This is a genomic window from Streptomyces sp. 147326 (assembly GCF_045000215.1).
Lineage (GTDB): Bacteria > Actinomycetota > Actinomycetes > Streptomycetales > Streptomycetaceae > Streptomyces.
On record NZ_CP134201.1, the window covers coordinates 7,185,774 to 7,211,559 of the forward strand.

The 25,786-nt window shown below is 68.5% G+C and carries 17 protein-coding genes, 3 rRNA genes and 1 pseudogene; 14 read left to right on the plus strand and 7 right to left on the minus strand.

Translation table 11 applies throughout. The features are described from left to right. Positions 1-151: 151 nt before the first annotated feature. The 4 genes and pseudogenes from RIU97_RS33035 to RIU97_RS33050 form a co-directional block, all read right to left on the minus strand. A complete protein-coding gene (locus RIU97_RS33035; RefSeq protein ID WP_404961186.1) occupies positions 152-1,342 on the minus strand; it encodes a lipid-transfer protein in 1,191 nt (396 codons plus the stop codon). Next, complete coding sequence (locus RIU97_RS33040) at positions 1,339-1,794, minus strand: Zn-ribbon domain-containing OB-fold protein (RefSeq protein ID WP_404961187.1); 456 nt, start codon at positions 1,792-1,794, stop codon at positions 1,339-1,341. The genes RIU97_RS33035 and RIU97_RS33040 overlap by 4 nt, the downstream gene beginning before the upstream one ends. Before the next feature lie 32 nt (positions 1,795-1,826). Beyond that, a pseudogene (locus RIU97_RS33045) lies at positions 1,827-2,149 on the minus strand (Mpo1-like protein). A gap of 84 nt (positions 2,150-2,233) precedes the next feature. After that, positions 2,234-2,941 (minus strand): M15 family metallopeptidase, encoded by a 708-nt coding sequence (locus tag RIU97_RS33050; protein WP_404961188.1) that lies wholly within the window; start codon positions 2,939-2,941, stop codon positions 2,234-2,236. Positions 2,942-2,970: 29 nt separating this feature from the next. Between RIU97_RS33050 and RIU97_RS33055 the strand changes: the two genes are divergently transcribed. Next, positions 2,971-3,483, plus strand: coding sequence for an NUDIX domain-containing protein (locus RIU97_RS33055; protein WP_404961189.1), 513 nt, complete (start codon positions 2,971-2,973; stop codon positions 3,481-3,483). A 170-nt stretch (positions 3,484-3,653) separates the two neighbouring features. Here the strand turns inward: RIU97_RS33055 and RIU97_RS33060 are convergent, their stop codons facing one another. After that, the gene (locus RIU97_RS33060; protein WP_404961190.1) at positions 3,654-6,428 is read right to left on the minus strand and encodes a glycoside hydrolase family 31 protein; all 2,775 of its coding nucleotides are present in this window, start codon (positions 6,426-6,428) and stop codon (positions 3,654-3,656) included. A gap of 221 nt (positions 6,429-6,649) precedes the next feature. On the opposite strand from RIU97_RS33060, the gene RIU97_RS33065 reads away from it, so the two are divergent. Further along, positions 6,650-8,626 (plus strand): acetoacetate--CoA ligase, encoded by a 1,977-nt coding sequence (locus RIU97_RS33065; RefSeq protein ID WP_404961191.1) that lies wholly within the window; start codon positions 6,650-6,652, stop codon positions 8,624-8,626. Between the two features lie 75 nt (positions 8,627-8,701). Continuing rightward, positions 8,702-9,604 carry a hypothetical protein gene (locus tag RIU97_RS33070; RefSeq protein ID WP_404961192.1) on the plus strand — a complete coding sequence of 301 codons (903 nt, stop codon included), beginning with the start codon at positions 8,702-8,704 and terminating at the stop codon, positions 9,602-9,604. Positions 9,605-9,673: 69 nt separating this feature from the next. Here RIU97_RS33070 and ptsP read toward each other — a convergent pair whose 3' ends face one another. Both ptsP and RIU97_RS33080 read right to left on the minus strand, forming a co-directional pair. Further along, positions 9,674-11,344, minus strand: a complete 1,671-nt coding sequence (gene ptsP, locus RIU97_RS33075; protein ID WP_404961193.1) for a phosphoenolpyruvate--protein phosphotransferase — start codon at positions 11,342-11,344, stop codon at positions 9,674-9,676. A 79-nt stretch (positions 11,345-11,423) separates the two neighbouring features. Next, positions 11,424-11,873, minus strand: a complete 450-nt coding sequence (locus tag RIU97_RS33080) for a PTS glucose transporter subunit IIA (RefSeq protein ID WP_404961194.1) — start codon at positions 11,871-11,873, stop codon at positions 11,424-11,426. Positions 11,874-12,608: 735 nt separating this feature from the next. Between RIU97_RS33080 and RIU97_RS33085 the strand changes: the two genes are divergently transcribed. The 11 genes from RIU97_RS33085 (at position 12,609) to RIU97_RS33135 (ending at position 25,685) form a co-directional block, all read left to right on the plus strand. Further along, positions 12,609-14,133, plus strand: a 16S ribosomal RNA gene (locus RIU97_RS33085). A 283-nt stretch (positions 14,134-14,416) separates the two neighbouring features. Beyond that, positions 14,417-17,537 (plus strand): 23S ribosomal RNA (locus tag RIU97_RS33090). A gap of 76 nt (positions 17,538-17,613) precedes the next feature. Then, positions 17,614-17,730 (plus strand): 5S ribosomal RNA (gene rrf, locus RIU97_RS33095). The 16S, 23S and 5S rRNA genes sit together here, the layout of an rRNA operon. 136 nt (positions 17,731-17,866) lie before the next feature. Further along, positions 17,867-18,457 carry a CDP-alcohol phosphatidyltransferase family protein gene (locus tag RIU97_RS33100; protein WP_327412764.1) on the plus strand — a complete coding sequence of 197 codons (591 nt, stop codon included), beginning with the start codon at positions 17,867-17,869 and terminating at the stop codon, positions 18,455-18,457. Positions 18,458-18,557: 100 nt separating this feature from the next. Further along, positions 18,558-21,053, plus strand: coding sequence for a sugar phosphate nucleotidyltransferase (locus RIU97_RS33105; protein WP_404961195.1), 2,496 nt, complete (start codon positions 18,558-18,560; stop codon positions 21,051-21,053). Positions 21,054-21,188: 135 nt separating this feature from the next. Continuing rightward, positions 21,189-22,097 (plus strand): DUF881 domain-containing protein, encoded by a 909-nt coding sequence (locus tag RIU97_RS33110; protein WP_404961196.1) that lies wholly within the window; start codon positions 21,189-21,191, stop codon positions 22,095-22,097. Then, positions 22,094-22,426: a small basic family protein gene (locus RIU97_RS33115; protein ID WP_007262894.1), complete on the plus strand. Its 333-nt coding sequence runs from the start codon at positions 22,094-22,096 to the stop codon at positions 22,424-22,426. The genes RIU97_RS33110 and RIU97_RS33115 overlap by 4 nt, the downstream gene beginning before the upstream one ends. 5 nt (positions 22,427-22,431) lie before the next feature. After that, a complete protein-coding gene (locus RIU97_RS33120) occupies positions 22,432-23,286 on the plus strand; it encodes a DUF881 domain-containing protein (RefSeq protein ID WP_404961197.1) in 855 nt (284 codons plus the stop codon). An 85-nt stretch (positions 23,287-23,371) separates the two neighbouring features. Further along, entirely contained in the window at positions 23,372-24,316 is a 945-nt protein-coding gene (locus RIU97_RS33125; RefSeq protein ID WP_404963030.1) for an FHA domain-containing protein, read from the plus strand. A gap of 70 nt (positions 24,317-24,386) precedes the next feature. Then, a complete protein-coding gene (locus RIU97_RS33130; protein WP_404961198.1) occupies positions 24,387-25,148 on the plus strand; it encodes a MerR family transcriptional regulator in 762 nt (253 codons plus the stop codon). 63 nt (positions 25,149-25,211) lie between these two features. After that, the gene (locus tag RIU97_RS33135; protein WP_030009777.1) at positions 25,212-25,685 is read left to right on the plus strand and encodes a bifunctional nuclease family protein; all 474 of its coding nucleotides are present in this window, start codon (positions 25,212-25,214) and stop codon (positions 25,683-25,685) included. Positions 25,686-25,786 lie beyond the last annotated feature (101 nt).

Consider the following 25,786-nt stretch of genomic DNA (forward strand, 5'->3'; position numbering starts at 1 on the left):
CCCCGGCATGGAGGCGACCCGTACCCCCGCCGACTGGGGTACGGGCCGCAGCTCTCACGGGGGGTTCGGGGTCCCGGTCGCGGAGCGGGACTGTGGAGCGAGTGTGAACCTGCCGCAGGGGGTCGTCAAGCGTTCGGACAACCCGAGCCGTTCAGCGCACGGCGACGACGGCCGAGCCGTGCCCGAACAGCCCCTGATTGGCCGTGATCCCGGCCCTCGCGCCCGGCACCTGCCGGTCCCCGGCCGTCCCGCGCAGCTGCCACGTCAGCTCGCACACCTGCGCGATGGCCTGCGCCGGCACCGCCTCCCCGAAGGAGGCCAGCCCGCCACTGGTGTTGACCGGGATCCGGCCGCCCAGCGCGGTCGCGCCCTCCCGGACGAGCTTCGCCCCCTCGCCCTCCCCGCACAGCCCGATGTCCTCGTACCACTCCAGTTCGAGGGCGGTGGAGAGGTCGTACACCTCGGCGAGCGAGAGATCGTCCGGACCCAGCCCCGCCTCCTCGTACGCGGCGCGCGCGATCGACGACCGGAAGGATCCGGCCGCCGGGTTCACGGCCACCGCCGAGTCGGTCGCGATGTCCGGCAGGTCCAGCACCGTCCGCGGATACGTGGGCGTCACCGTGGACACCGCCCGGATCCGCACCGGATCGGCCACCCCGCGCGAACGCGCGAAGTCCATGCTGCTCAGCACCAGCGCCGCGCCCCCGTCGGAGGTGGCGCAGATGTCGAGCAGCCGGAGCGGATCGGCGACCACCGCGGAGGCCGCGACCTCCTCGGCGCTCACGCTCTTGCGGTAACGGGCGTACGGGTTGAGCACCCCGGCCGCCGCGTTCTTCACCTTGACCTGGGCGAAGTCCTCCGGGGTGTCCCCGTGGACGGCCATCCGGCGCCGGGCGTACAGCGCGAAGTACGCCGGGTTGGTGGCTCCCAGCACGCGGAAGCGGAGCCAGTCCGGATCGTCCGGCCGGTCGCCGCCCGCCGGGGCGAAGAACCCCTTGGGCGCCGCGTCCGCACCGACGACCAGGACCACGTCGGCCAGGCCCGCCAGGATCTGCGCGCGGGCCGCGCCGATCGCCTGCGCCCCGGAGGCGCAGGCCGCGTACACGCTGGTCACCCGTGCGCCCTGCCAGCCGAGGGCCTGCGCGAAGGTGGCACCGGCCACGTAGCCCGGGTAGCCCGAGCGCACGGTGTCGGCGCCGACGATCGACTGCACGTCCGTCCAGTCCAGTCCGGCGTCCGCGAGCGCCGCCCGCGCGGCGGTCCGGCCGTACTCGACGAAGCTGCGGCCCCATTTGCCCCAGGGGTGCATTCCGGCCCCGAGGACGGCGATGTCGGTGCTCATGCGGCCCCTCCCACCGGCTTGAACCGCCAGGTGGTCCAGACGGTTTCGGCGTCCTCGTTCAGCACGCCGCCCACCACCTCGACCTCCGTCCCGACCGCCAGATCGGCGACCCCCACCCCGGGCGCCGCCTGCCCCAGCACGACCATCCCCTCTGTTTCCAGCTCCACCGCGACCAGTGTGTACGGCTCCCAGGGCACGTCGGGGTCGGAGACGTACGGGGCGGGCGGCCGGTAGCGCCCGTCGGTGCAGGACCAGACCCGGCCCCGCGGGGACAGGGGCACCTCGGTGAGCTCGCCGTTCCCCGTGCAGTGCGGATTGCGGCAGTACGCGTCCTCGCGCGGGAAGAACACCGCGGTGCAGGCCGAGCAGCGGGTGCCGAGCAGCCGGAAGCCGCCGTCCGGACCGTCCTCGGTGAACCACCCGTTCACGACGGGTGTGCGTGTGCGTGCCAAGATCCCTCCCTAGCCAGACTTCTGACGGATCGTCAGGAGTCTGTCACGGGCGGGCATCCCTGGCACGGGTTCTCGGCGAGCCACTTCCGGGCGATCTCGCCCAGCTCCGCGTCCCGCCCGGCCAGCATCATCCGGATCATCTGCGCGTCCCCGCGCAGCGACCATCCCGGATGGCCGAAGGTGGCCGGATTGTTCCCCTCGATCAGGAAGTGCGCCGGCCAGGCGGTCCCGTACCCGATCAGGGGGAGCGCGGCCAGATACCGCTTCCGGCCCCGCGCCACCCGTAGACGCTCAGGGCGAGCCCCGTGAGCGTGCCGGTGAGATGGATCCAGCGGGTGGCGGCCCGGGAGTGCATCGCGACGTAGTACGGCCAGAATTCCTCTGGGGGCCCCTCCCGGCGGTAGCTGGGGGAGAGCTGAAAGTCATGCGCGCACGGTACTCAGGGGCGGACGGAGGCGACAGCGACGGGGAAATCGAAATACGTGTCCGGATACGCCTCCGGCTTGTACGTGAAGTGCCACCATTCCTCGGGAAGATTCACGAACCCCTGATCGGCCAGCGCCCCCTTCAGCACCTTCCGATGGGCGCGGGCGGCACCCGTGACCCGCGGATCATCGGTGTGCGAGAGCGGATCGAAGAAGTCGAAGGCGGTCGCCATGTCCACCTGCCGGCCCGACAGTTCCTCCAGGGTCACATCGAGCGTGCTCCCGCGGCTGTGCCCGGACTTCTCCGCGATGTACCCCTCAGGAATCAGCCGGTTCCGTTCCACGTTCGGATAGAACTCCGCCTTCGCCGCCCGGTCGTCCGGACCGTCCGCCTCCCGCGCCCACCGCACGAACCGGTCGACCGCCCGCTGCGGCCGGTAGCAGTCGTACACCCGCAGCGAATACCCGCGCCGCAGCAGCCCCCGCTGCGCCCGCCGCAGCGCCTCGGCGGCGGGCCGGGCCAGCAGGCACACCGGCTCCTCGTACCCGTCCACCACCCCACCGGTGAAATTCCGCGCACCGGCGTACCGCATGTCCTGCCGGACGCTCGGATCCACCTCGCGCAGCGCCACGAATCCGTGGCCGTACCCGTGCCCGTACCCGTGCCCGGAGGGCGCCGCCCCGCCGGCCAGTACCGCGAGCACACCCACAACCGCCGTCATCCGCATACCCCTTGGCATACCATCGCCGGATGCCGGCACAGCTGAAGGACTCGCACTGCTCCGCCTGCGGAGCGCCCTACTCCACCCACGCGTGGCCCCGCTCTTGCGCCGCCTGCGGGGCGACCGCCTACCGCAACCCGCTCCCCGTGGCCGTCACCCTCCTCCCCGTGGAGGACGTTGACGGAACCGGCCTCGTGGTCATCACCCGCACCATCGAACCGGCCCTCGGCGGCGTCGCCCTCCCCGGCGGCTTCATCGACTTCGGCGAGGACTGGCGCGACGCGGTCGTCCGCGAGCTCCGCGAGGAGACCGGCATCACGGCCCCGGCCTCCGAGGTCACCCTGGCCGACGCCCTGAGCTCCCCGGCGGGCCACCTCCTCCTCTTCGGCCTCCTCCCGCCCCGCCGCGCCGCCGACCTCCCCACCTCGAAGCCGACGGACGAAACCACGGGCTGGCACATCCTGCACACCCCGTCACCCCTGGCCTTCCCCCTCCACACCCAGGCGGCCGCCGCCTGGTTCGCGGGCAAGTACAGCGCGTAGGAGGCCTTCAGCCCCCGATTCAGCCCCGTCGGCGTCTGAAGCGCGGCACCCGCACCGGCACCCGCACCGGCACCCGCACCGGCACCCGCACCCGCACCGGCACCGGCACCCGCGCACTCGGCCCAGCCACCCTGTGGGGCCGCGGGCCCGCCGCGGAGCCTGCCGAGGCCCTACAGCCCCCGCACGGTGACCCCCTCGACGGAGTCGCCCGCCTCCGTCTCCACCACCACCTCGTCCCCGGCCCACCGCACGGTGTACCGCTCGACCGTGCCCGCCTCGAACCCCGGCCCCGGGTCCCGGATCACCACCCCGCCCCCCGTACGCCCCCGCGCCGGCGCCCAGGCCTCCAAGGTCACCCCGTCACCCCCCGCGGAGCGGACCGGCAGCAGGGCCCCCGCCCGGGCCAGCACCGGGATCCGCCCCTGCGGGGCGTCCAGCAGGATCTGGCCCGGGCCCTCGTACGCCGTCCCGGTCGCGGTGTCGTACCACCGGCCCCGCGGCAGCCGTACCGCCCGCCGGTCCGCCCCGCACTCCAGCACCGGCGCGACCAGCAGTGCGTCGCCGAGCAGGAACGCGTCCTCGCAGTCCCGCAGCCGCCGCTCCTCCGGCGCCCCCCACCACACCGGCCGTACGTACGGGGCACCCGTCCGCCGTGCCAGGTGCGCCAGCGTCACGAAGTACGGCCGCAGCCGCTCCCGCTCCGCCATCACCGCCGCCGCCTGCTCCGCCACCTCGGGGCCGAACGCCCACGGCTCCCGCCGCCCCGCCCAGATCGCCGAGTGGGTTCGGAACAGCGGCAGGTACGCGCCCAGTTGCAGCCACCGCACGTACAACTCCGGCGACGGCGAACCGCCGAAGCCGCCGACGTCCGGGCCCGAGTACGGCACCCCGCACAGCCCGAGCCCCAACACCAGCGCCAGCGAGGCCCGCAGCCCCTCCCAGCTGGTCTCCACATCACCCGACCACGTGCCCCCGTACCGCTGCATCCCCGCCCAGCCCGACCGGGAGAACAGGAACGGCCGCTCGGCCGGCCGCAGCCGCACCAGCCCCTCCCACCCCGCCCGAGCCATTCCCAGCGCGTACACGTTGTGCCCCGCGCGGTGGTCCCCGCCCGCCCCGTCCATCGCGTGCCGCGCCGACCGCGGCAACGTGGCGTCCCCGAACGGCGCGAAGGACACCGGCTCGTTCATGTCGTGCCAGAAACCGGCGAAGCCCTGCGCGAGCCGCTCCTCGTACAGCCCGCCCCACCACTCCCGTACGGCCGGATCCGTGAAGTCGGGGTACGCGCACTCGCCCGGCCACACCTCGCCGCGCACCTCCTCGCCCCGCGCGTCCCGTACGAAGGCACCGGCCGCCCCCACCGCACGCCCCGACACGTGCACCGGGTCCCCGGCCTTCACCGCCGGATCCACGATCGAGACCAGCCGCACCCCCTGCTCCCGCAACTCCCGGGCCAGCCCCGGAAGATCGGGGAAGGCCCGCTCGTCCACCGTGAACACCCGGTGCCCGTCGTAGTGGTCGATGTCCAGGTGTACGGCCGACAGCGCGAGCCCGCGCGACGCGTACCCCTCGACCACCCGCCGCACCTCCGCCGCGCTCCCGAACCCCCACCGCGCGTGCTGGTACCCCAGCGCCCACTCCGGCGGCACCGCGGCCGCGCCCGTCAGCGCCGACCAGCCCTGCAGCACCCGCGCCGGCGTCCCCACCAGCACCCAGCACCGCAGCGGCCCGCCCTCCATGCGCAGTTCGCTCGCCCCGGGGCGGTCCGCCCCCGAGCCCGCGCCCTCCTCGCCCTCCCGCAGCACCACCCGTCCGTCCCAGGTGTTGTCGTGGAAGACAAGATGCGTCCCCGCGTCCGCGACCACCATCTGTACCGGCATCGTCAGGTACAGCGGATCGACACCCGGCCCGAAGCCCCCCTTAGGGTCCGTGTTCCACAGCCGGTACGCCCCGTCCCGCAGCCGCGGCCCGGCGGCCCGCCCGCCCAGCCCGAAGAACCGCGCATCGGCCGCCACCTCACTGCGCTGCACCCACCGCCCCCCGCGCCCGCCGGTCCCGTCCGGAGCCCTTCCGCCCCCGACCGAGGCGCCCCCGGAGACCCCACCTCCGACCACCCCGCGCCCGTCGGCCCCCTCCGCGGCCGTCCCGTGCCCCACGGCCCCGCGCCCGTCGGCCCCCTCCGCGGCCGTCCCGTGCCCCACGGCCCCGCGCCCGTCGGCCCCCTCCGCGGCCGTCCCGTGCCCCACGGCCCCGCGCCCGTCGGCCCCCTCCGCGGCCGTCCCGTGCCCCACGGCCCCGCGCCCGTCGGCCCCCTCCGCGGCCGTCCCGTGCCCCACGGCCCCGCGCCCGCCGGCCCCGTCCCCGGCCGTCCCGTGCCCCACGGCCCTGTCCCCGGAGGTCCCGTCCCGGGCTGTCCCGCCCCCGACGGTCCCGGCCCCGGGCGCCCCGTCCCCACTCCTCGCCTCCCCGGCGAGGGGCACCGGCACCGGCTCCCACCATCGCGGCGGCGCCTCCCGCCGCAGCACCGTCCCGCCCGGGGTGCGCACCTCCACCGCCCCGTGCCGGGACACCGCCACCGTCACCCGCTCCGACACCACCCGCCAGCCGCCCCCGGTGTCCGGCTCCAGCACGGCCCGCGGATCCGGCTCCGGCCCGTCGCCCACCACCGCGTACGAGGGCGTCGGCCCGGCCCCGTCCCACCCCCAGAACACCGCGCCGCCCGCCATGACCCGTACCAGCAGCTCCGAGCGCGCGAACCGCAGTACACCCCCGCCCGGGCGGGGCTCCGTACCGGTCAGCAGCCCCGGCACGCGCGCCCGTTCCGCGCCCCGGCGCGGGAGCCCCACGGCGTCCGCACGCCGGTGGCGCCACGCCGCGCGCCAGGCGCGCCGCCCGCGCTCCGTACCGATGTCCTTCACCGCACGCACCAGATCACGACCGTCCATGGAGATCACCCTGCCACCGGCCCCCGGCCGAGGGGACCGCGTTCAACTGCCGTTCACCCGGGAGCGGCACCTTCCGCAGGTCACCCGACCGGCCAGGACAGCCCTGGTGTAGCGGTCGATCACATGGCATCGTCCCTGTGAGCCGCCGCGCGTACACCCCCCGCGCGATGGCACCGTACGCACACGAAGCGCGAGCCGCAGACTTGACCGGGAGCCGACCCATGACCTCAGCCACGCAGCCGGAACCCCTCTGGGCGCCGGGCCCCGACCGGATCGCCGCGGCCCGCATCACCGCCTTCCAGGCCTGGGCCGCGACCCGCTTCGGAGCCCCCGCCGACGGGGGGTACCCCGCCCTGCACAGCTGGTCCGTCGACGAGCTCGACACCTTCTGGCAGGCCGTCGCCGAATGGTTCGACGTCCGCTTCACCACCCCGTACGAATCCGTCCTCGCCGACCGCTCCATGCCGGGCGCACGCTGGTTCACCGGAGCCACCCTCAACTACGCCGAGCACGCCCTGCGCGCCGCCGAGGACCCGGCCCGCGCCGGCGACCCCGCCCTGCTGTACGTGGACGAGACCCACGAGGTCACCCCGGTCAGCTGGGCCGAGCTCCGCCGCCAGGTCGGCTCGCTCGCCGCCGAACTGCGCGCCCTCGGCGTACGCCCCGGCGACCGGGTCAGCGGCTACCTCCCCAACATCCCCGAGGCCACCGTCGCCCTCCTCGCGACCGCCGCCGTCGGCGGCGTCTGGACCTCCTGTGCACCCGACTTCGGCGCCCGCAGCGTCCTCGACCGCTTCCAGCAGGTCGAGCCCGTCGTCCTGTTCACCGTGGACGGCTACCGCTACGGCGGCAAGGAGCACGACCGCCGCGACACCGTCGCCGAACTCCGCGCCGAGCTCCCCTCCCTGCGCGCGGTCGTCCACATCCCGCTCCTCGGCACGCCCGCCCCCGAGGGCGCCCTCGACTGGTCGGCCCTCACCGCCGCCGACACTCCGCCCGTCTTCGAGGCGGTCCCCTTCGACCACCCCCTCTGGGTGCTCTACTCCTCCGGTACGACGGGCCTGCCCAAGGCCATCGTCCAGTCGCAGGGCGGCATCCTCCTCGAACACCTCAAGCAGCTCGGCCTGCACTGCGACCTCGGGCCGGAGGACCGGTTCTTCTGGTACACCTCCACCGGCTGGATGATGTGGAACTTCCTCGTCTCCGGACTGCTCACCGGCACGACGGTCGTCCTCTACGACGGCAGCCCCGGCTACCCCGACACGGGCGCCCAGTGGCGCATCGCCGAGCGGACGAAGGCCACCCTCTACGGCACCTCCGCCGCGTACGTCATGGCCTGCCGCAAGGCAGAGGTCCACCCGGCGCGCGACTTCGACCTGTCCGCCGTGAAGTGCGTGGCCACCACCGGCTCCCCGCTCCCGCCCGACGGCTTCCGCTGGCTCCACGACGAGGTGGCCGAGGACCTCTGGATCGCCTCCGTCAGCGGCGGCACCGACGTCTGCAGCTGCTTCGCCGGCGCGGTCCCCACGCTCCCCGTCCACATCGGCGAGCTCCAGGCCGCCTGCCTCGGCACCGACCTGCAGTCCTGGGACCCGTCCGGCAAGCCCGTCATCGGCGAGGTCGGCGAGCTCGTCGTCACCAACCCCATGCCGTCCATGCCGATCCACTTCTGGAACGACCCCGACGGCAGCCGCTACCGCGACAGCTACTTCGAGATGTTCCCGGGGGTCTGGCGCCACGGGGACTGGATCACGATCACCGACCACGGCTCGGTGATCATCCACGGCCGCTCCGACTCCACCCTCAACCGCCAGGGCGTCCGGATGGGCTCCGCCGACATCTACGAGGCCGTCGAGCGGCTCCCCGAGATCAAGGAGTCCCTGATCATCGGGCTGGAGGAGCCGAACGGCGGCTACTGGATGCCGCTCTTCGTGCACCTCACCCCCGGCGCCACCCTCGACGAGGACCTGCGCGCCCGGATCAAGGCGACGATCCGCGAGGAGCTCTCCCCGCGCCACGTCCCCGACGAGATCATCGAGGTCCCGGGCATCCCGCACACCCTCACCGGCAAGCGCATCGAGGTCCCGGTCAAGCGCCTCCTCCAGGGCGCGCCCCTGGCCAAGGCGGTCAACCCGGGCTCCGTGGACAACCTGGACCTCCTCCACTTCTACGAGGAGCTGGCCCGCACCCGCGGCTGACACTGCCGACGCCGTCACTGTCAGTGGCAATGATTACTTTGAGTGAGCAGAAGATCGCATCACTCAGGGGGAGCCATGCCACGCAGGAACGACCACGACACGGACAGGCGCCGCACGCTGCGCCGCGAAGTCCCCAGCACCCTCGGCCTGCTGGCCGACGCCGGGGACTTCGCGGCCATGTGCGGCTACCGCAGCTTCACGTTCGACCACCCCGCCGACTACGCCGAGTACCTCCGCCACGTCGACGGCCTGCTCCGGTCCCTCGCGGCCCGGGGCATCCACACCACCGTCGCCCTCTTCGACCCCGACGAGTACGCCGAATACTGCGGGGAACACGGCCTCGACCCCGACACGGCCGAGACCCGCACCCGCTTCACCGCGGAGCTCGCCGGCAGCAGCGCCGTCCTGCCCTACACCGGCCAGCCCGTCGACGAGATCGTCCCGCTCCTCGTCGACGAGGCGGTCCGCCAGGCCACCTGGGAGTACGCCACCACCCTCCTCGCCGGAATCGGCCGCTGCGCGGACTGCGGCGAGGACATCGGCCACGCCTCCTTCGACCGCGCCTCCGACGCGCTCAAACGACTCCTCGCCGGCGCCGGGCCCGGGCACCACCACTTCGTCTGCAGCATCCCGGCCGAGGCGGAACACCTCGTCGCCGTCCTCCACGCCGAGACCACCGAAGACCCGGACACCCCGCCACGTATCGAGGGCCGCGAAGGCCTCGACTTCGTGACGGTCCTGGCCGCCGGACTCGCCCAGGGCGGACCCGGGGGACTGGTGGTGCGGAGCACCACCGAGGGCCACCGCGACCGGGTCCACGGCTGGCGCCTGGACCGAGGCCGGCTCGTCGCACTCTCGGCCGCGGCCGTCTTCAACGCCTACTGCACGGACGCCGACACGGGGGAGCCCGTCGCCCCCGAACCGGGCGTCGAATACTGCCCGGGCTACGACGTGGACACCCCGGGCCCCCACCACTAGATCCGCCGGGAACGCCCGAGGGGCCCTCGCCACTGGCGAGAGCCCCTCGGGGAACGACGGTCCGTCCGGCTATTCGCCGGAGAGCACCGCCTGCGCGGCCACGCGGGCCTCCTCGGCGCTGTCCGACGCCCGGGCGGCCGCCGCGGCACGCTCGCACTGGGCGAGCGTGTACTTCGCGAGCGTCGCCCGCACATAGGGAATCGACGCGGCACCCATCGACAAGGAGGTGACACCCAGACCCGTCAGCACACAGGCCAGCAGCGGGTCCGAAGCGGCCTCACCACAGACACCGCAGCTCTTGCCCTCGGCCCTGGCCGCGTCGGCCGACATGGCGATGAGGTCGAGCAGCGCCGGCTGCCACGGGTCCTGCAGCCGCGACACCGCACCCACCTGCCGGTCCGCGGCGAAGGCGTACTGCGCGAGGTCGTTCGTACCCAGCGACAGGAACTCGACCTCCTGCAGGATCGAGCGCGCCCGGAGCGCGGCGGAGGGAATCTCCACCATCGCGCCGAACTTGGCCTTGAGGCCCGCCTCGCGGCAGGCGTCCGCGAAAGCCTTGGCATCGATGCGGTCGGCGACCATCGGGGCCATGACCTCGAGGTAGACCGGCAGCCCCTCGGCCGCCTTGGCCAGCGCGGTGAGCTGCGTACGCAGCACGTCCGGGTGGTCCAGCAGCGAGCGCAGCCCGCGGACGCCGAGCGCCGGGTTCGGCTCGTCGGCCGGAGTCAGGAAGTCCAGCGGCTTGTCGGCGCCGGCGTCCAGCACCCGCACGACGACACGGCCCTCGGGAAACGCCTCAAGCACCTTGCGGTAGGACTCGATCTGCTTCTCCTCGGACGGCGCCTTCTTGCTGTCGTCCAGGAACAGGAACTCGGTGCGGAACAGGCCCACACCCTCCGCCCCCGCCTCGACGGCCGCCGGTACGTCGGCGGGACCGCCGACATTGGCCAGCAGCGGCACCTTGTGACCGTCGGACGTCGCACCCGGCCCCGACGAGGCGGCAAGAGCCGCCTTGCGCTCGGCGGCCGCCGCCGCCAGCTCGGCCTTCTTCTCGGCGGTGGGCTCGACGAACAGGTCCCCGGTGCTGCCGTCGACGGCGATGACCGTGCCCTCGGCGATCTCACCGGCACCCGGCAGCGCCACGATCGCCGGCACGCCCAGCGCCCGCGCGAGGATCGCGCTGTGACTGGTCGGCCCGCCCTCCTCGGTCACGAAACCGAGGACGAGCGCCGGGTCCAGCAGCGCCGTGTCGGCGGGAGCCAGATCCCGCGCGATCAGCACGTACGGCTCGTCGCTGTCGGGCACACCAGGCATCGGCACGCCGAGCAGCCGCGCCACGATGCGGTTGCGCACGTCGTCCAGGTCGGCCACCCGGCCGGCCATGTACTCGCCGGCCCCCGCGAGCAGATCGCGGTAGGCGGCGAAGGCGTCGTACACGCCCCGCTCGGCGGTGCTGCCGACGGCGATCCGCCGGTCGACGTCCGCCATCAGCTCGGGGTCCTCGGCGATCATCGCCTGGGCCTCGAGCACGTGCTGGGCCTCGCCACCGGCCAGCTGGCCACGCGCGATCAGATCGGCCGCCACCGCACTCACCGCCTGACGGGCGCGCCCCTGCTCGCGCTCCGCCTCGTCCGCGGTGATCTGCCTGGCCGGCGGCTCCAGGACCGCCGTGCCCATGTGCCGGACCTCGCCGATCGCCACACCGTGGCTCACGCCGACGCCTCGCAGCGTTGTCTCCATTTCACCCGTCTCCGATTGAGCGGCGGGCCGAGCCGCCGCGGTGGATGTCCGACTCACTCGCCCGTGACGGGCGGAAGCGTCACTGCCAGCTGAAGAGTGCGTCGTCAGCCTTCACGTCGCCGGAGTCGACGACGTCGGAGAGGGATTCGGCCGTCGCCTCGAGCGCCACGACGGGGCAGATGGGCGACTTGCCGGCGGCCTCGACCGCAGCGGGGTTCCAGCGGATGACGGCCTGGCCGCGGGTCACGGTGTCGCCCTTGTTCACCAGCAGCTCGAAGCCCTGGCCGTTGAGCTGAACCGTGTCGATCCCGAGGTGCGTGAGTACGCCGTGGCCCTCGCCGTCGACTACTACGTACGCGTGCGGGTGCAGGGAGACGACCACACCGTCGACGGGGGCCACCGCCTCCGAGGGCTCGCGGACGGGATCAATAGCGGTGCCCGGTCCCACCATCGCGCCGGAGAACACCGGATCGGGCACTGCCGCGAGTCCGATGGCGATCCCGGCAAGTGGGGACGTCACGCTGGTCATGGGGGCCTCCCAGGGGTGGGGCTCATCGTGTCGCCGTCACTGCCTGTCGCGAACGGCGTACTCTTCTGAAGGATATGTCACTTGATGTTCGGGTTCGCCCGATGTCAGGTCCCGATCCGGGCTGGCCCTTCGGCACGGAGACTAGTGGACTAGACCGGTGGACTAGACCATACGCCTGAATCGATTTGCTTGGGCACCATGGGGCCTGTACTGTCGTGACTCCCGCCAGGACGCCTCGTGTGAACTTCTCGCGAACGGCAGATGGACGGGACCCCTCCCTCTTCATCAACGATCTTGATCTCCGTCCGTCTTTTCGTATGCCTTTTCGGTAATACGGCGAGTGGCCAGAGAGCCGGGAAATCGCTGATAGAGTCGGAATCGCCGGAAAGGGAAAGCGCGAAAGCGCAGGAACTGGAAAGCACCGAGGAAATCGGGCCCGGAAGGGTCTGATAGAGTCGGAAACGCAAGAACACAGAACGAAAAGCCCGGAGGAAAGCCCGAGAGGGTGAGTACGAAGGAAGCGTCCGTTCCTTGAGAACTCAACAGCGTGCCAAAAATCAACGCCAGAAGTTGATACCCCGTCCACTTCGGTGGATGAGGTTCCTTTGAAAAAGTCCTGTCGAGCCTTCGGGCACTGGCAGGCAATTACACAGCGAGGACGTTGTGGCGCGTCGGTCTTATTCCGACCTGACGTGCCCGCTCTAAGTGATGTGTGCACCCGATTACGGGTAAACATTCATGGAGAGTTTGATCCTGGCTCAGGACGAACGCTGGCGGCGTGCTTAACACATGCAAGTCGAACGATGAAGCCCTTCGGGGTGGATTAGTGGCGAACGGGTGAGTAACACGTGGGCAATCTGCCCTTCACTCTGGGACAAGCCCTGGAAACGGGGTCTAATACCGGATACCACTCCTGCCTGCATGGGCGGGGGTTGAAAGCTCCGGCGGTGAAGGATGAGCCCGCGGCCTATCAGCTTGTTGGTGGGGTAATGGCCCACCAAGGCGACGACGGGTAGCCGGCCTGAGAGGGCGACCGGCCACACTGGGACTGAGACACGGCCCAGACTCCTACGGGAGGCAGCAGTGGGGAATATTGCACAATGGGCGAAAGCCTGATGCAGCGACGCCGCGTGAGGGATGACGGCCTTCGGGTTGTAAACCTCTTTCAGCAGGGAAGAAGCGAAAGTGACGGTACCTGCAGAAGAAGCGCCGGCTAACTACGTGCCAGCAGCCGCGGTAATACGTAGGGCGCAAGCGTTGTCCGGAATTATTGGGCGTAAAGAGCTCGTAGGCGGCTTGTCACGTCGGATGTGAAAGCCCGAGGCTTAACCTCGGGTCTGCATTCGATACGGGCTAGCTAGAGTGTGGTAGGGGAGATCGGAATTCCTGGTGTAGCGGTGAAATGCGCAGATATCAGGAGGAACACCGGTGGCGAAGGCGGATCTCTGGGCCATTACTGACGCTGAGGAGCGAAAGCGTGGGGAGCGAACAGGATTAGATACCCTGGTAGTCCACGCCGTAAACGTTGGGAACTAGGTGTTGGCGACATTCCACGTCGTCGGTGCCGCAGCTAACGCATTAAGTTCCCCGCCTGGGGAGTACGGCCGCAAGGCTAAAACTCAAAGGAATTGACGGGGGCCCGCACAAGCAGCGGAGCATGTGGCTTAATTCGACGCAACGCGAAGAACCTTACCAAGGCTTGACATATACCGGAAAGCATTAGAGATAGTGCCCCCCTTGTGGTCGGTATACAGGTGGTGCATGGCTGTCGTCAGCTCGTGTCGTGAGATGTTGGGTTAAGTCCCGCAACGAGCGCAACCCTTGTCCTGTGTTGCCAGCATGCCCTTCGGGGTGATGGGGACTCACAGGAGACCGCCGGGGTCAACTCGGAGGAAGGTGGGGACGACGTCAAGTCATCATGCCCCTTATGTCTTGGGCTGCACACGTGCTACAATGGCCGGTACAATGAGCTGCGATACCGTAAGGTGGAGCGAATCTCAAAAAGCCGGTCTCAGTTCGGATTGGGGTCTGCAACTCGACCCCATGAAGTCGGAGTTGCTAGTAATCGCAGATCAGCATTGCTGCGGTGAATACGTTCCCGGGCCTTGTACACACCGCCCGTCACGTCACGAAAGTCGGTAACACCCGAAGCCGGTGGCCCAACCCGTAAGGGAGGGAGCTGTCGAAGGTGGGACTGGCGATTGGGACGAAGTCGTAACAAGGTAGCCGTACCGGAAGGTGCGGCTGGATCACCTCCTTTCTAAGGAGCACAGTACCGATTGCAGACAAATGTTCTGCACGGTCAGCTCATGGGTGGAACGTTGATTAGTTGGCACGGTTTTCCGGATGGATCACGAGTACTGCTTCGGCGTGGAAAGTGAGTCACTGACGGAGGATCGTGCCTGGCACGTTGTTGGGTCCTGAAGGTACGGCCGTAAGGTCATGTCTTCAGTGCCGGCCCCAGTGAACTTGTTCCCGAGTGGAGCAGGGTGATGGGTGGCTGGTCGTTGTTTGAGAACTACACAGTGGACGCGAGCATCTGTGGCCAAGTTTTTAAGGGCGCACGGTGGATGCCTTGGCACCAGGAACCGATGAAGGACGTGAGAGGCCGCGATAGGCCCCGGGGAGCTGCCAACTGAGCTTTGATCCGGGGGTGTCCGAATGGGGAAACCCGGCAGTCGTCATGGGCTGTCACCCATGCCTGAACACATAGGGCATGTGGAGGGAACGAGGGGAAGTGAAACATCTCAGTACCCTCAGGAAGAGAAAACAACCGTGATTCCGGGAGTAGTGGCGAGCGAAACCGGATGAGGCCAAACCGTATGCGTGTGATACCCGGCAGGGGTTGCGCATGCGGGGTTGTGGGAATGAGCTTGATCGGTCTGCCGGCCGGTCGGCGAGTCAGAAACCGTTGATGTAGTCGAAGGACATGCGAAAGGTCCGGCGTAGAGGGTAAGACCCCCGTAGACGAAACATCAGCGGCTTGCTTGCTCATCTCCCAAGTAGCACGGGGCCCGAGAAATCCCGTGTGAATCTGGCGGGACCACCCGCTAAGCCTAAATATTCCCTGGTGACCGATAGCGGATAGTACCGTGAGGGAATGGTGAAAAGTACCGCGGGAGCGGAGTGAAATAGTACCTGAAACCGTGTGCCTACAAGCCGTGGGAGCGTCGCCGTTTTCTTCGGAACAACGGTCGTGACTGCGTGCCTTTTGAAGAATGAGCCTGCGAGTTAGCGGTGTGTAGCGAGGTTAACCCGTGTGGGGAAGCCGTAGCGAAAGCGAGTCCGAATAGGGCGATTGAGTTGCACGCTCTAGACCCGAAGCGGAGTGATCTAGCCATGGGCAGGTTGAAGCGGAGGTAAGACTTCGTGGAGGACCGAACCCACCAGGGTTGAAAACTGGGGGATGACCTGTGGTTAGGGGTGAAAGGCCAATCAAACTCCGTGATAGCTGGTTCTCCCCGAAATGCATTTAGGTGCAGCGTCGTGTGTTTCTTGCCGGAGGTAGAGCACTGGATAGGCGATGGGCCCTACCGGGTTACTGACCTTAGCCAAACTCCGAATGCCGGTAAGTGAGAGCACGGCAGTGAGACTGTGGGGGATAAGCTCCATGGTCGAGAGGGAAACAGCCCAGAGCATCGACTAAGGCCCCTAAGCGTACGCTAAGTGGGAAAGGATGTGGAGTCGCAGAGACAACCAGGAGGTTGGCTTAGAAGCAGCCACCCTTGAAAGAGTGCGTAATAGCTCACTGGTCAAGTGATTCCGCGCCGACAATGTAGCGGGGCTCAAGCGTACCGCCGAAGTCGTGTCATTGCAGCAATAGGGCCAACGCCCGCTGTGATGGGTAGGGGAGCGTCGTGTGCCGGGTGAAGCAGCAGCGGAAGCTAGTTGTGGACGGTTCACGAGTGAGAATGCAGGCATGAGTAGCGATACACACGTGAGAAACGTGTGCGCCGATTGACTAAGGGTTCCTGGGTCAAGCTGATCTGCCCAGGGTAAGTCGGGACCTAAGGCGAGGCCGACAGGCGTAGTCGATGGACAACCGGTTGATATTCCGGTACCCGCTTTGAAACGCCCAATATCGAATCAGGCGATGCTAAGTCCGTGAAGCCGTTCCGGACCCTTCGGGGAAAGGAAAGTGGTGGAGCCGGCGAACCAGACTTGTAGTAGGTAAGCGATGGGGTGACGCAGGAAGGTAGTCCAGCCCGGGCGGTGGTTGTCCCGGGGTAAGGGTGTAGGCCGAGGGGTAGGCAAATCCGTCCCTCATTAAGGCTGAGACCTGATGCCGAGCCGATTGTGGTGAAGTGGATGATCCTATGCTGTCGAGAAAAGCCTCTAGCGAGTTTCATGGCGGCCCGTACCCTAAACCGACTCAGGTGGTCAGGTAGAGAATACCGAGGCGTTCGGGTGAACTATGGTTAAGGAACTCGGCAAAATGCCCCCGTAACTTCGGGAGAAGGGGGGCCATCACTGGTGATCGGATTTACTCCGTGAGCTGGGGGTGGCCGCAGAGACCAGCGAGAAGCGACTGTTTACTAAAAACACAGGTCCGTGCGAAGCCGTAAGGCGATGTATACGGACTGACGCCTGCCCGGTGCTGGAACGTTAAGGGGACCGGTTAGTGCGCTTTCGGGCGTGCGAAGCTGAGAACTTAAGCGCCAGTAAACGGCGGTGGTAACTATAACCATCCTAAGGTAGCGAAATTCCTTGTCGGGTAAGTTCCGACCTGCACGAATGGCGTAACGACTTCTCGACTGTCTCAACCATAGGCCCGGTGAAATTGCACTACGAGTAAAGATGCTCGTTTCGCGCAGCAGGACGGAAAGACCCCGGGACCTTTACTACAGTTTGATATTGGTGTTCGGTTCGGCTTGTGTAGGATAGGTGGGAGACTGTGAAACCTCAACGCCAGTTGGGGTGGAGTCATCGTTGAAATACCACTCTGGTCGTGCTGGATGTCTAACCTCGGTCCGTGATCCGGATCAGGGACAGTGTCTGATGGGTAGTTTAACTGGGGCGGTTGCCTCCCAAAGGGTAACGGAGGCGCCCAAAGGTTCCCTCAGCCTGGTTGGCAATCAGGTGTTGAGTGTAAGTGCACAAGGGAGCTTGACTGTGAGACCGACGGGTCGAGCAGGGACGAAAGTCGGGACTAGTGATCCGGCGGTGGCTTGTGGAAGCGCCGTCGCTCAACGGATAAAAGGTACCCCGGGGATAACAGGCTGATCTTCCCCAAGAGTCCATATCGACGGGATGGTTTGGCACCTCGATGTCGGCTCGTCGCATCCTGGGGCTGGAGTCGGTCCCAAGGGTTGGGCTGTTCGCCCATTAAAGCGGTACGCGAGCTGGGTTTAGAACGTCGTGAGACAGTTCGGTCCCTATCCGCTGTGCGCGTAGGAATATTGAGAAGGGCTGTCCCTAGTACGAGAGGACCGGGACGGACGAACCTCTGGTGTGCCAGTTGTCCTGCCAAGGGCATGGCTGGTTGGCTACGTTCGGGAGGGATAACCGCTGAAAGCATCTAAGCGGGAAGCCTGCTTCAAGATGAGTATTCCCACCTCCTTGAGAGGGTAAGGCTCCCAGTAGACGACTGGGTTGATAGGCCAGATGTGGAAGCCCGGTAACGGGTGAAGCTGACTGGTACTAATAGGCCGAGGGCTTGTCCTCAGTTGCTCGCGTCCACTGTGTTAGTTCTGAAATAACGAACAGCTGTGTTCATGCCAGCGTTCAAATTTCATAGTGTTTCGGTGGTCATAGCGTTAGGGAAACGCCCGGTTACATTCCGAACCCGGAAGCTAAGCCTTTCAGCGCCGATGGTACTGCAGGGGGGACCCTGTGGGAGAGTAGGACGCCGCCGAACAATCATTGCGGAAGCCCCGCACCAGACCTTCGGGTCCGGTGCGGGGCTTTTCTGCGTTCCGGACACGTGTGGGGTCTCCTGTAGGGTCAGGGGGCATCGAACGACCGTTTTCTACAGTCACAGTGGAGGCCCCCGGGTGGAGGTCCAGGAGACTCGGGTTCAGACCGACCGAATTTTCACCATTCCGAACATCCTGAGCATGGCTCGCCTCGCCGGCGTGCCCTTGTTCCTGTGGCTGATCCTCGCGGAGTACGACGGATGGGCCCTGGCCGTCCTCATGCTCAGCGGGATCAGCGACTACCTCGACGGGAAGCTCGCGCGGCGCTGGAATCAGATCAGCAAGCTCGGCCGGCTGCTGGACCCGGCTGCGGACCGCCTCTACATCCTGTCGACGCTCTTCGGTCTGACCTATCGCGAGCTGCTGCCGCTGTGGCTCACCGGAGCACTGCTCTTGCGTGAGCTGATGTTGCTAGTCATGGTGTGGATCCTGCGCCGTCACGGCTATCCGCCGCCGCAGGTCAACTTCCTCGGCAAGGCGGCGACCTTCAACCTGATGTACGCGTTTCCCTTGCTGCTGCTCAGTGATGGCACGGGTTGGTTGGCCTGGTTGGGGTCAGTTTTCGGATGGGCGTTCGCGGGATGGGGTACAACCCTCTATTGGTGGGCAGGAATCCTTTACGTGGTTCAAGTCCGCCGTCTCGTGAAGGCTGACGCCACTGCCGATTGAGCCCGACCGGCGCCGGATGACGCGGAGGAGTTGCGGAGTCACCGACCGAGACGGGTGAGAGTCGGCACGACTGTCATCTCTCAAGGAGGATTCTTCCGACATGAAGGCCGTCGTGATGGCCGGTGGCGAAGGTACGCGTCTTCGCCCCATGACCTCGAGCATGCCCAAGCCGCTCCTGCCGGTGGCCAACAGGCCGATCATGGAGCACGTGCTCAGGCTGCTCAAGCGCCATGGGCTCAGCGAGACCGTGGTCACCGTGCAGTTCCTGGCGTCGCTCGTCAAGAACTACTTCGGGGATGGCGAAGAGCTCGGAATGGAGCTCACCTATGCCAACGAGGAGAAGCCACTCGGCACCGCCGGCAGTGTGAAGAATGCCGAGGAGGCCTTGAAGGATGACGCCTTCGTCGTCATTTCCGGCGATGCGCTCACCGACTTCGACCTCACCGATCTGATCCGCTTCCACAAGGAGAAGGGCGCACTCGTCACCGTGTGCCTGACCCGGGTGCCGAACCCGCTGGAATTCGGCATCACGATCGTGGACGAGGAGGGCAAGGTCGAGCGCTTCCTGGAGAAGCCGACCTGGGGCCAGGTGTTCTCCGACACCGTCAACACCGGTATCTACGTCATGGAGCCCGAGGTCTTCAATTACGTGGATCCGGACGTCTCCGTCGACTGGTCCGGCGATGTCTTCCCGCAGCTGATGAAGGAAGGCCGGCCGATCTACGGCTACGTGGCCGAGGGCTACTGGGAGGACGTGGGCACGCACGAGAGCTACGTCAAGGCACAGGCCGACGTGCTCGAGGGCAAGGTCGACATCGAGATGGACGGCTTCGAGATCTCGCCCGGGGTCTGGATCGCCGAAGGCGCCGAGGTGAGCCCGGACGCGGTGCTGCGCGGACCCCTCTACATCGGGGACTACGCCAAGATCGAGGCCGGCGTGGAGATCCGCGAGCACACCGTCATCGGGTCGAACGTCGTCGTCAAGAGCGGGGCCTTCCTGCACAGGGCCGTCATCCACGACAACGTCTACATCGGGCCCCACAGCAATCTGCGCGGCTGTGTCATCGGCAAGAACACCGACATCATGCGTTCCGCGCGGATCGAGGACGGGGCCGTCATCGGTGACGAGTGCCTCGTCGGTGAGGAATCGATCGTCCAGGGGAACGTGCGGGTCTATCCCTTCAAGACGATCGAGGCCGGTGCCTTCGTCAACACGTCCGTCATCTGGGAGTCCCGCGGGCAGGCCCATCTGTTCGGCGCGCGGGGAGTCTCCGGGATCCTGAACGTCGAGATCACCCCCGAGCTGGTGGTCCGGCTCGCCGGCGCCTATGCGACGACCCTGAAGAAGGGTGCGACGGTCACCACGGCCCGTGACCACTCCCGAGGCGCGAGAGCGCTCAAGCGGGCCGTGATCTCGGCCCTGCAGGCCAGCGCGATCAACGTACGGGACCTGGAGAACGTACCGCTGCCGGTGGCGCGGCAGCAGACCGCACGGGGCACCGCCGGCGGGATCGTGCTGCGGACCTCGCCCGGTGTGCCGGACTCCGTCGACATCATGTTCCTGGACGAGCGCGGAGCGGACCTCTCGCTCCAGCAGCAGCGCAAGCTGGACCGCGTGTACGCACGCCAGGAGTACCGGCGTGCGTTCCCCGGCGAGATCGGCGACCTGCAGTTCCCGGGCAGCGTCTTCGACGCATACACGGGCTCGCTGCTGCGGCGGGTGGACACCACCGGGATCGGCGATGCCGGGCTCAAGGTGGTCGTGGATGCCTCCAACGGCAGCGCCGGGCTCGTTCTGCCGAGCCTCCTGGGACGTCTCGGCGTGGACGCCCTGACGATCAATCCCGGGCTCGACGAGTCCAGGCCGACGGAGACCAGCGAATCCCGGCGGGCCGGGCTGGTGCGGCTCGGGGAGATCGTCGCCTCGGCACGGGCGGCCTTCGGGGTGCGTTTCGACCCGGTGGGCGAACGGATCTCCCTCGTGGACGAGCGCGGACGGATCATCGAGGACGACCGCGCGCTGCTGGTGATGCTCGACCTAGTGGCCGCGGAGAAGCGCAGCGGCAAGGTCGCGCTGCCGGTGACCACGACCCGGGTCGCCGAGCAGGTGGCGGCGTACCACGGCACGCAGGTGGAGTGGACGACGACGTCGCCCGACGACCTGACCCGCGTGGGGCGTGCGGAGAACACCATCTTCGGCGGGGACGGCCGGGGCGGCTTCATCGTTCCGGAGTTCAGCAGCGTCTTCGACGGTTCGGCGGCCTTCGTGCAGCTGCTCGGTCTGGTGGCGCGCACCCAGCTCACGCTGAGCCAGATCGACGCGCGGATTCCGCGGGCCCACGTGCTCAAGCGTGATGTCCCGACGCCGTGGGCGGTGAAGGGACTCGTCATGCGGCGGGTCGTGGAGGCCGCCGGCGACCGGCAGGTGGACACCACCGACGGGGTACGGGTGGTCGAGGCCGACGGACGGTGGGCGCTGGTCCTGCCGGACCCGGCGGAGGCGGTCACGCACCTGTGGGCCGAAGGTCCCGACGACGCCTCCGCGCAGGCCCTGCTCGACGAGTGGGCGGCCGTGGTGGACGGGGCCGGGCACTGAGCGCCGGTCACCGCGTGACGATGTAGGACGTCGCTGCGTGACGACGTAGGACAGGGTCCGGTGGGCCGGGTGCGGGAGTTCCGCTCCGGTCCACCGGATGGGCGCATTGGGTGTGTACGGCGCCGACATGCGACGATGTGGGGCATGTCGCAGCCGCCCCACAACCGGACTTCGGCGTCTCCTGTGCCCCCGCGCCCGGACGCTTCCATGTCGCTGCTGACGCACGTGATGGACCACAGTCTCGACGAGGGCTACGCGGAGGCCGCGGCCCGGCGCGAGGCGGAGGGAACGGCGGGTCTGCCCCGCACCCTCAAGGCCAAACTGGGGCTTGCCGCCGGGCTCGTGATCACCGCCATGGTCGTCACGCTCGGTGCGGCCGAGGCGCGGCTGGCCGCCCCGGTGCTGGCCAAGGAGCGTCACGAGCTGATCGACCGGGTGCAGCGGGCCGATGAGCGCGCGGACGGCCTGGAGCGGCAGATCGACGGCCTGAGGACCGATGTCGCGGCCCGCCAGCGCGCGGCGCTGAAGCAGCCCGGCGGGGGCCAGGGTGAGCTCGTGGCGCTGCTGGCCGGTGCCACGGAGGTCCGCGGGCCCGGGATCAAGCTGGTCGTGGACGATGCGAAGGGCGCTTCTTCCGGAGGCGGTGGCAAACCGCGTGAGAGCGCCGGTTTCTCGGACACCGGCCGGCTCCGCGACCGCGACATGCAGAAGATCGTCAACGGGCTGTGGCAGTCCGGGGCGGAGGCCGTCTCCATCAACGGGCAGCGGCTCACGGAGCTGTCGGCGATCAGGGCCGCGGGTGACGCGATACTGGTCGACAACAGGCCGCTGGTGCCGCCGTACGAGGTGCTGGCGGTGGGGGACAAGAAGCGGCTCGGCACGGCCTTCCAGGACTCCGCGGACGGCCAGTACCTGCACGTGCTGCAGGAAAGCTACGGGATCCGCTACACCCTGTCCGCCGCGGACGAGGTGCGGCTGCCGGCCGCGTCGAGTCTGACCGTACGTACAGCTACACCGGTAGAGCAGCAGAAGGGTGCATCGTGATCGCGGTACTGGGCCTCTTGGCCGGAGTGGTGGTCGGACTTCTGGTCCGGCCCGAGGTACCGGCCGTGGTGGAGCCTTATCTGCCGATCGCCGTGGTGGCGGCGCTGGACGCGGTGTTCGGCGGTCTGCGCGCGATGCTGGACGGGATCTTCGTCGACAAGGTCTTCGTGGTGTCGTTCCTGTCGAACGTGGTGGTGGCGGCCCTGATCGTCTTCCTCGGTGACAAGCTCGGCGTCGGCTCGCAGCTGTCCACGGGTGTGGTCGTGGTCCTCGGCATCCGCATCTTCTCCAACGCCGCGGCCATCCGCCGGCACGTGTTCCGGGCGTGAGGCCGATGAGTACGAACGACAGTCCCGAGGAGTCGGGCGCGGGGCCCGCAGGGCAGCCGCCGAAGGACGTACCGGCGCAGCCCGTGCAGCAGCCTGCGCCGGAGCCCGCGCCGGAGCCCGTGCAGTCCGCCGCTCAGCCCGAGGAGACCGGCCGGCAGCGGCTCGCGGCCGGGCTGTGGCCGCCGCGGGTGAGCCGGGCCCAACTGATCGTCGCACTGCTGCTGTTCGTCCTGGGGCTGGGGCTGGCCATCCAGGTCCGGTCGAACAGCGACTCCAGCGCGCTGCGCGGGGCGCGCCAGGAGGACCTCGTACGGATCCTGGACGAGCTCGACGGGCGCACCAAGCGCCTGGAAGAGGAGAAGCAGGCGCTGGAGGATCAGCGCAGGGAGCTGGAGAGCAGCTCCAACCAGGCCGAGGAGGCCCGCAAGCAGACCGTGGAGAAGGAGCGTCAGCTCGGGATCCTGGCCGGTACGGTGGCAGCGCAGGGGCCGGGCATCACGCTGAAGATCACCGATCCCACGGGCCAGGTGCAGTCCGACCAGCTGCTGGACACCCTTCAGGAGCTGCGGGCGGCCGGGGCCGAGGCGATCCAGATCAACGGTGTGCGCATCGTGGCCGGCTCGTACTTCTCCGACGAGAACGGCGGGGTCGCGATCGACGGTAAGAAGATCACACAACCCTACGAGTTCAGGGTGATCGGCAAGCCCCAGGATCTGGAGCCCGCGCTCAACATCCCCGGTGGTGTCGTCCAGACGCTGGAGAAGGAGCAGGCGACCGTTGCCGTCACACGGTCGGCGAAGATCGTTGTGGATGCCTTGCGGGCTGCGAAGCAGCCTGACTACGCTCGGTCGTCATCGTGAGGAACTGGAGTGGAGGGTGGAGCGGCTCACGCGGGCGGATGCCTGCGGGGGGTCGGCGCACTGAAGTCGCGGTGCGTGGTGGAAACTGTCTGGTGGTTACGGACGTTGTGAGTATGTCCGGGTCGGCAGGTGTCTGCATTCGGAGTTCGTCCTGCCCCACGGGCGGGTCTGTTTCGGTCAAGGGGAATCGCCCGTGAAGTTGTTTGAGAAGTTGTTCGGCAAGAAGAACCGCGAGGACGGCGGTGCGGCACGGCACCGCGCGGGGCGCGGGGACGTGGAAGGGCAGGGCGACCGGCCGCTCTTCCGCGACGAGGTTGCCGGCCCGGGTGATGTTTCGGGCGGCCACGGCGCGTCGTCCGTTGACCCTGCCGGTACCGGAGGCATAGGTTTCGGTGAACCATCAACCTCAACTGCGGGTGGAGGGTTTGCCCCCGACCCGTACGCCACCAATGCCTCCGCGGGGCAGCCGCGGCGCGAGGAGCCGTCCATGTCGGCCGAGCAGATTTGCAGCAGGTGCGGACACCGCAGCGATGCGGCCAGCCGGTTCTGCTCCAACTGCGGGGCGCCGCTGCGGCCGGGTCTGACGCCGGAGCGTGCCTCGGAGACCACGTCCACCATCTCGATCTCGGGCCTGGAGGCCTACGAGGCCGAGGTGTCGGGACAAACGCACGTGTCGTCCTCGCTGTCCCCCGAGGCCCAGGCCGCGGTGGAAGCGCTGCCCCCCGGTTCCGCTCTGCTCATCGTGCGGCGCGGTCCCAACTCCGGTAGCCGCTTCCTGCTGGACGGCGAGCTGACCACGGCCGGCCGGCACCCGCAGAGCGACATCTTCCTGGACGACGTCACCGTCTCCCGGCGCCATGTCGACTTCCGCCGGGGCCAGGACGGCGGCTTCACCGTCTCCGACGTGGGCAGCCTCAACGGCACGTACGTGAACCGGGAACCGATCGACTCCGTCGCGCTGCACAACGGCGACGAGGTGCAGATCGGCAAGTACCGGCTGGTCTTCTACGCGAGCCTGCGGGGCATCTGACCCCTTCCGGACTCCGTCCGGGGGGACCCCCACCCCCGGACTGCGTCCGGGGCTTCCCAGGGAAGGTCCCATGCTGCGCAACCCGACAGGGGGTGCCGGGAACGGCACCACCGGCTCGGCCGGGCGGCTGGTGAGCATCGGCACGGTGCTCACCACGCTGCGTGACGAGTTCCCCGAAGTCACCATCTCGAAGATCCGTTTTCTGGAGGCGGAGGGGCTCGTCGAACCCCGGCGCACCCCTTCGGGATACCGCAAGTTCAGCACCGAGGACGTGGAGCGCCTCGCCCGCATCCTGCGTCTGCAGCGGGACCACTACCTGCCGCTGAAGGTCATCCGCGAGCAGCTCGACGCGCTCGCCCGCGGTGAGCAGATCCGCATCCCGGCACCCACCGCGCACGGGGACTCCGACGGTCCCGCCGGCCCGGCGGCCGTGTACGGCGAGGTCGGGCGGGAGCGGCCCGCCGTGGCCCGGGTGGGCCGGGCGGAGCTGATCGCCGCCGCCGAGGTGGACGAGGTCCAGCTGACCGAGTGGGAGTCGTACGGGCTGCTGGCCGAGGCGCCGGGCGGTGGTTTCGACGCCGAGGCGGTCACGGTGGCCCGCCTCGTGGCCGATCTGGGGCGCTTCGGACTGGAGCCGCGGCACCTGCGCGCGATGAAGGCCGCCGCCGACCGTGAGGCGGGCCTGGTGGAGCAGGTCGTGGCACCGCTGCGCCGGCACCGCAACCCACAGACCAGAGCCCATGCGGAGGCCACGCTGAAGGAGCTTGCCGGGCTGTCCGTACGGCTCCACGAGGCCCTCGTACAGACCGCTCTGGGAGTCCGGTTGCGGTGACCGCGCTGGTCGGAGTGGAGCCCCGACTACCCAAACCTGCCGGGCAGGTCCTAGGGTTGCTGTGTGAACGAGCTCGACGTTGTGGGTGTCCGGGTGGAAATGCCCTCCAACCAACCGATCGTGCTCCTGCGTGAAGTGGGAGGCGACCGGTACCTCCCCATCTGGATCGGTCCAGGGGAGGCGACCGCCATTGCCTTCGCGCAGCAGGGGATGGCCCCTGCCCGGCCGCTGACGCACGACCTGTTCAAGGACGTGCTGGAGGCGATCGGCGAGGAGCTCACCGAGGTCCGGATCACGGATCTGCGGGAGGGCGTCTTCTACGCGGAGCTCGTCTTCGCCAGCGGGGTCGAGGTGAGCGCGCGGCCTTCCGATGCCATAGCGCTGGCCCTGCGGACGGGGACGCCGATCTACGGCAGTGACGGCGTGCTGGACGACGCCGGAATCGCCATTCCGGACGAGCAGGAGGACGAGGTGGAGAAGTTCCGCGAGTTCCTCGACCAGATCTCGCCCGAGGACTTCGGCACCGGCCCGCAGTGAGGCGTGGGCCGCGTCGCCCGCGTGATTCGCGGGGAACTTTCAGCCCATTCGATTAGCCTTTCCCCATAACGGGATACGGGAAACCACTCTCAGGGTGATTA

What these genes read in the sequence shown, in the direction of transcription:
- RIU97_RS33035 (WP_404961186.1), bottom strand. Translation starts at nt 1,342, where the DNA reads ATGAGCACCGACATCGCCGTCCTCGGGGCCGGAATGCACCCCTGGGGC.
- RIU97_RS33050 (WP_404961188.1), bottom strand. Translation starts at nt 2,941, where the DNA reads ATGACGGCGGTTGTGGGTGTGCTCGCGGTACTGGCCGGCGGGGCGGCG.
- RIU97_RS33055 (WP_404961189.1), top strand. Translation starts at nt 2,971, where the DNA reads ATGCCGGCACAGCTGAAGGACTCGCACTGCTCCGCCTGCGGAGCGCCC.
- RIU97_RS33060 (WP_404961190.1), bottom strand. Translation starts at nt 6,428, where the DNA reads ATGGACGGTCGTGATCTGGTGCGTGCGGTGAAGGACATCGGTACGGAG.
- RIU97_RS33065 (WP_404961191.1), top strand. Translation starts at nt 6,650, where the DNA reads ATGACCTCAGCCACGCAGCCGGAACCCCTCTGGGCGCCGGGCCCCGAC.
- RIU97_RS33070 (WP_404961192.1), top strand. Translation starts at nt 8,702, where the DNA reads ATGCCACGCAGGAACGACCACGACACGGACAGGCGCCGCACGCTGCGC.
- ptsP (WP_404961193.1), bottom strand. Translation starts at nt 11,344, where the DNA reads ATGGAGACAACGCTGCGAGGCGTCGGCGTGAGCCACGGTGTGGCGATC.
- RIU97_RS33080 (WP_404961194.1), bottom strand. Translation starts at nt 11,873, where the DNA reads ATGACCAGCGTGACGTCCCCACTTGCCGGGATCGCCATCGGACTCGCG.
- RIU97_RS33105 (WP_404961195.1), top strand. Translation starts at nt 18,558, where the DNA reads ATGAAGGCCGTCGTGATGGCCGGTGGCGAAGGTACGCGTCTTCGCCCC.
- RIU97_RS33110 (WP_404961196.1), top strand. Translation starts at nt 21,189, where the DNA reads ATGTGGGGCATGTCGCAGCCGCCCCACAACCGGACTTCGGCGTCTCCT.
- RIU97_RS33120 (WP_404961197.1), top strand. Translation starts at nt 22,432, where the DNA reads ATGAGTACGAACGACAGTCCCGAGGAGTCGGGCGCGGGGCCCGCAGGG.
- RIU97_RS33130 (WP_404961198.1), top strand. Translation starts at nt 24,387, where the DNA reads ATGCTGCGCAACCCGACAGGGGGTGCCGGGAACGGCACCACCGGCTCG.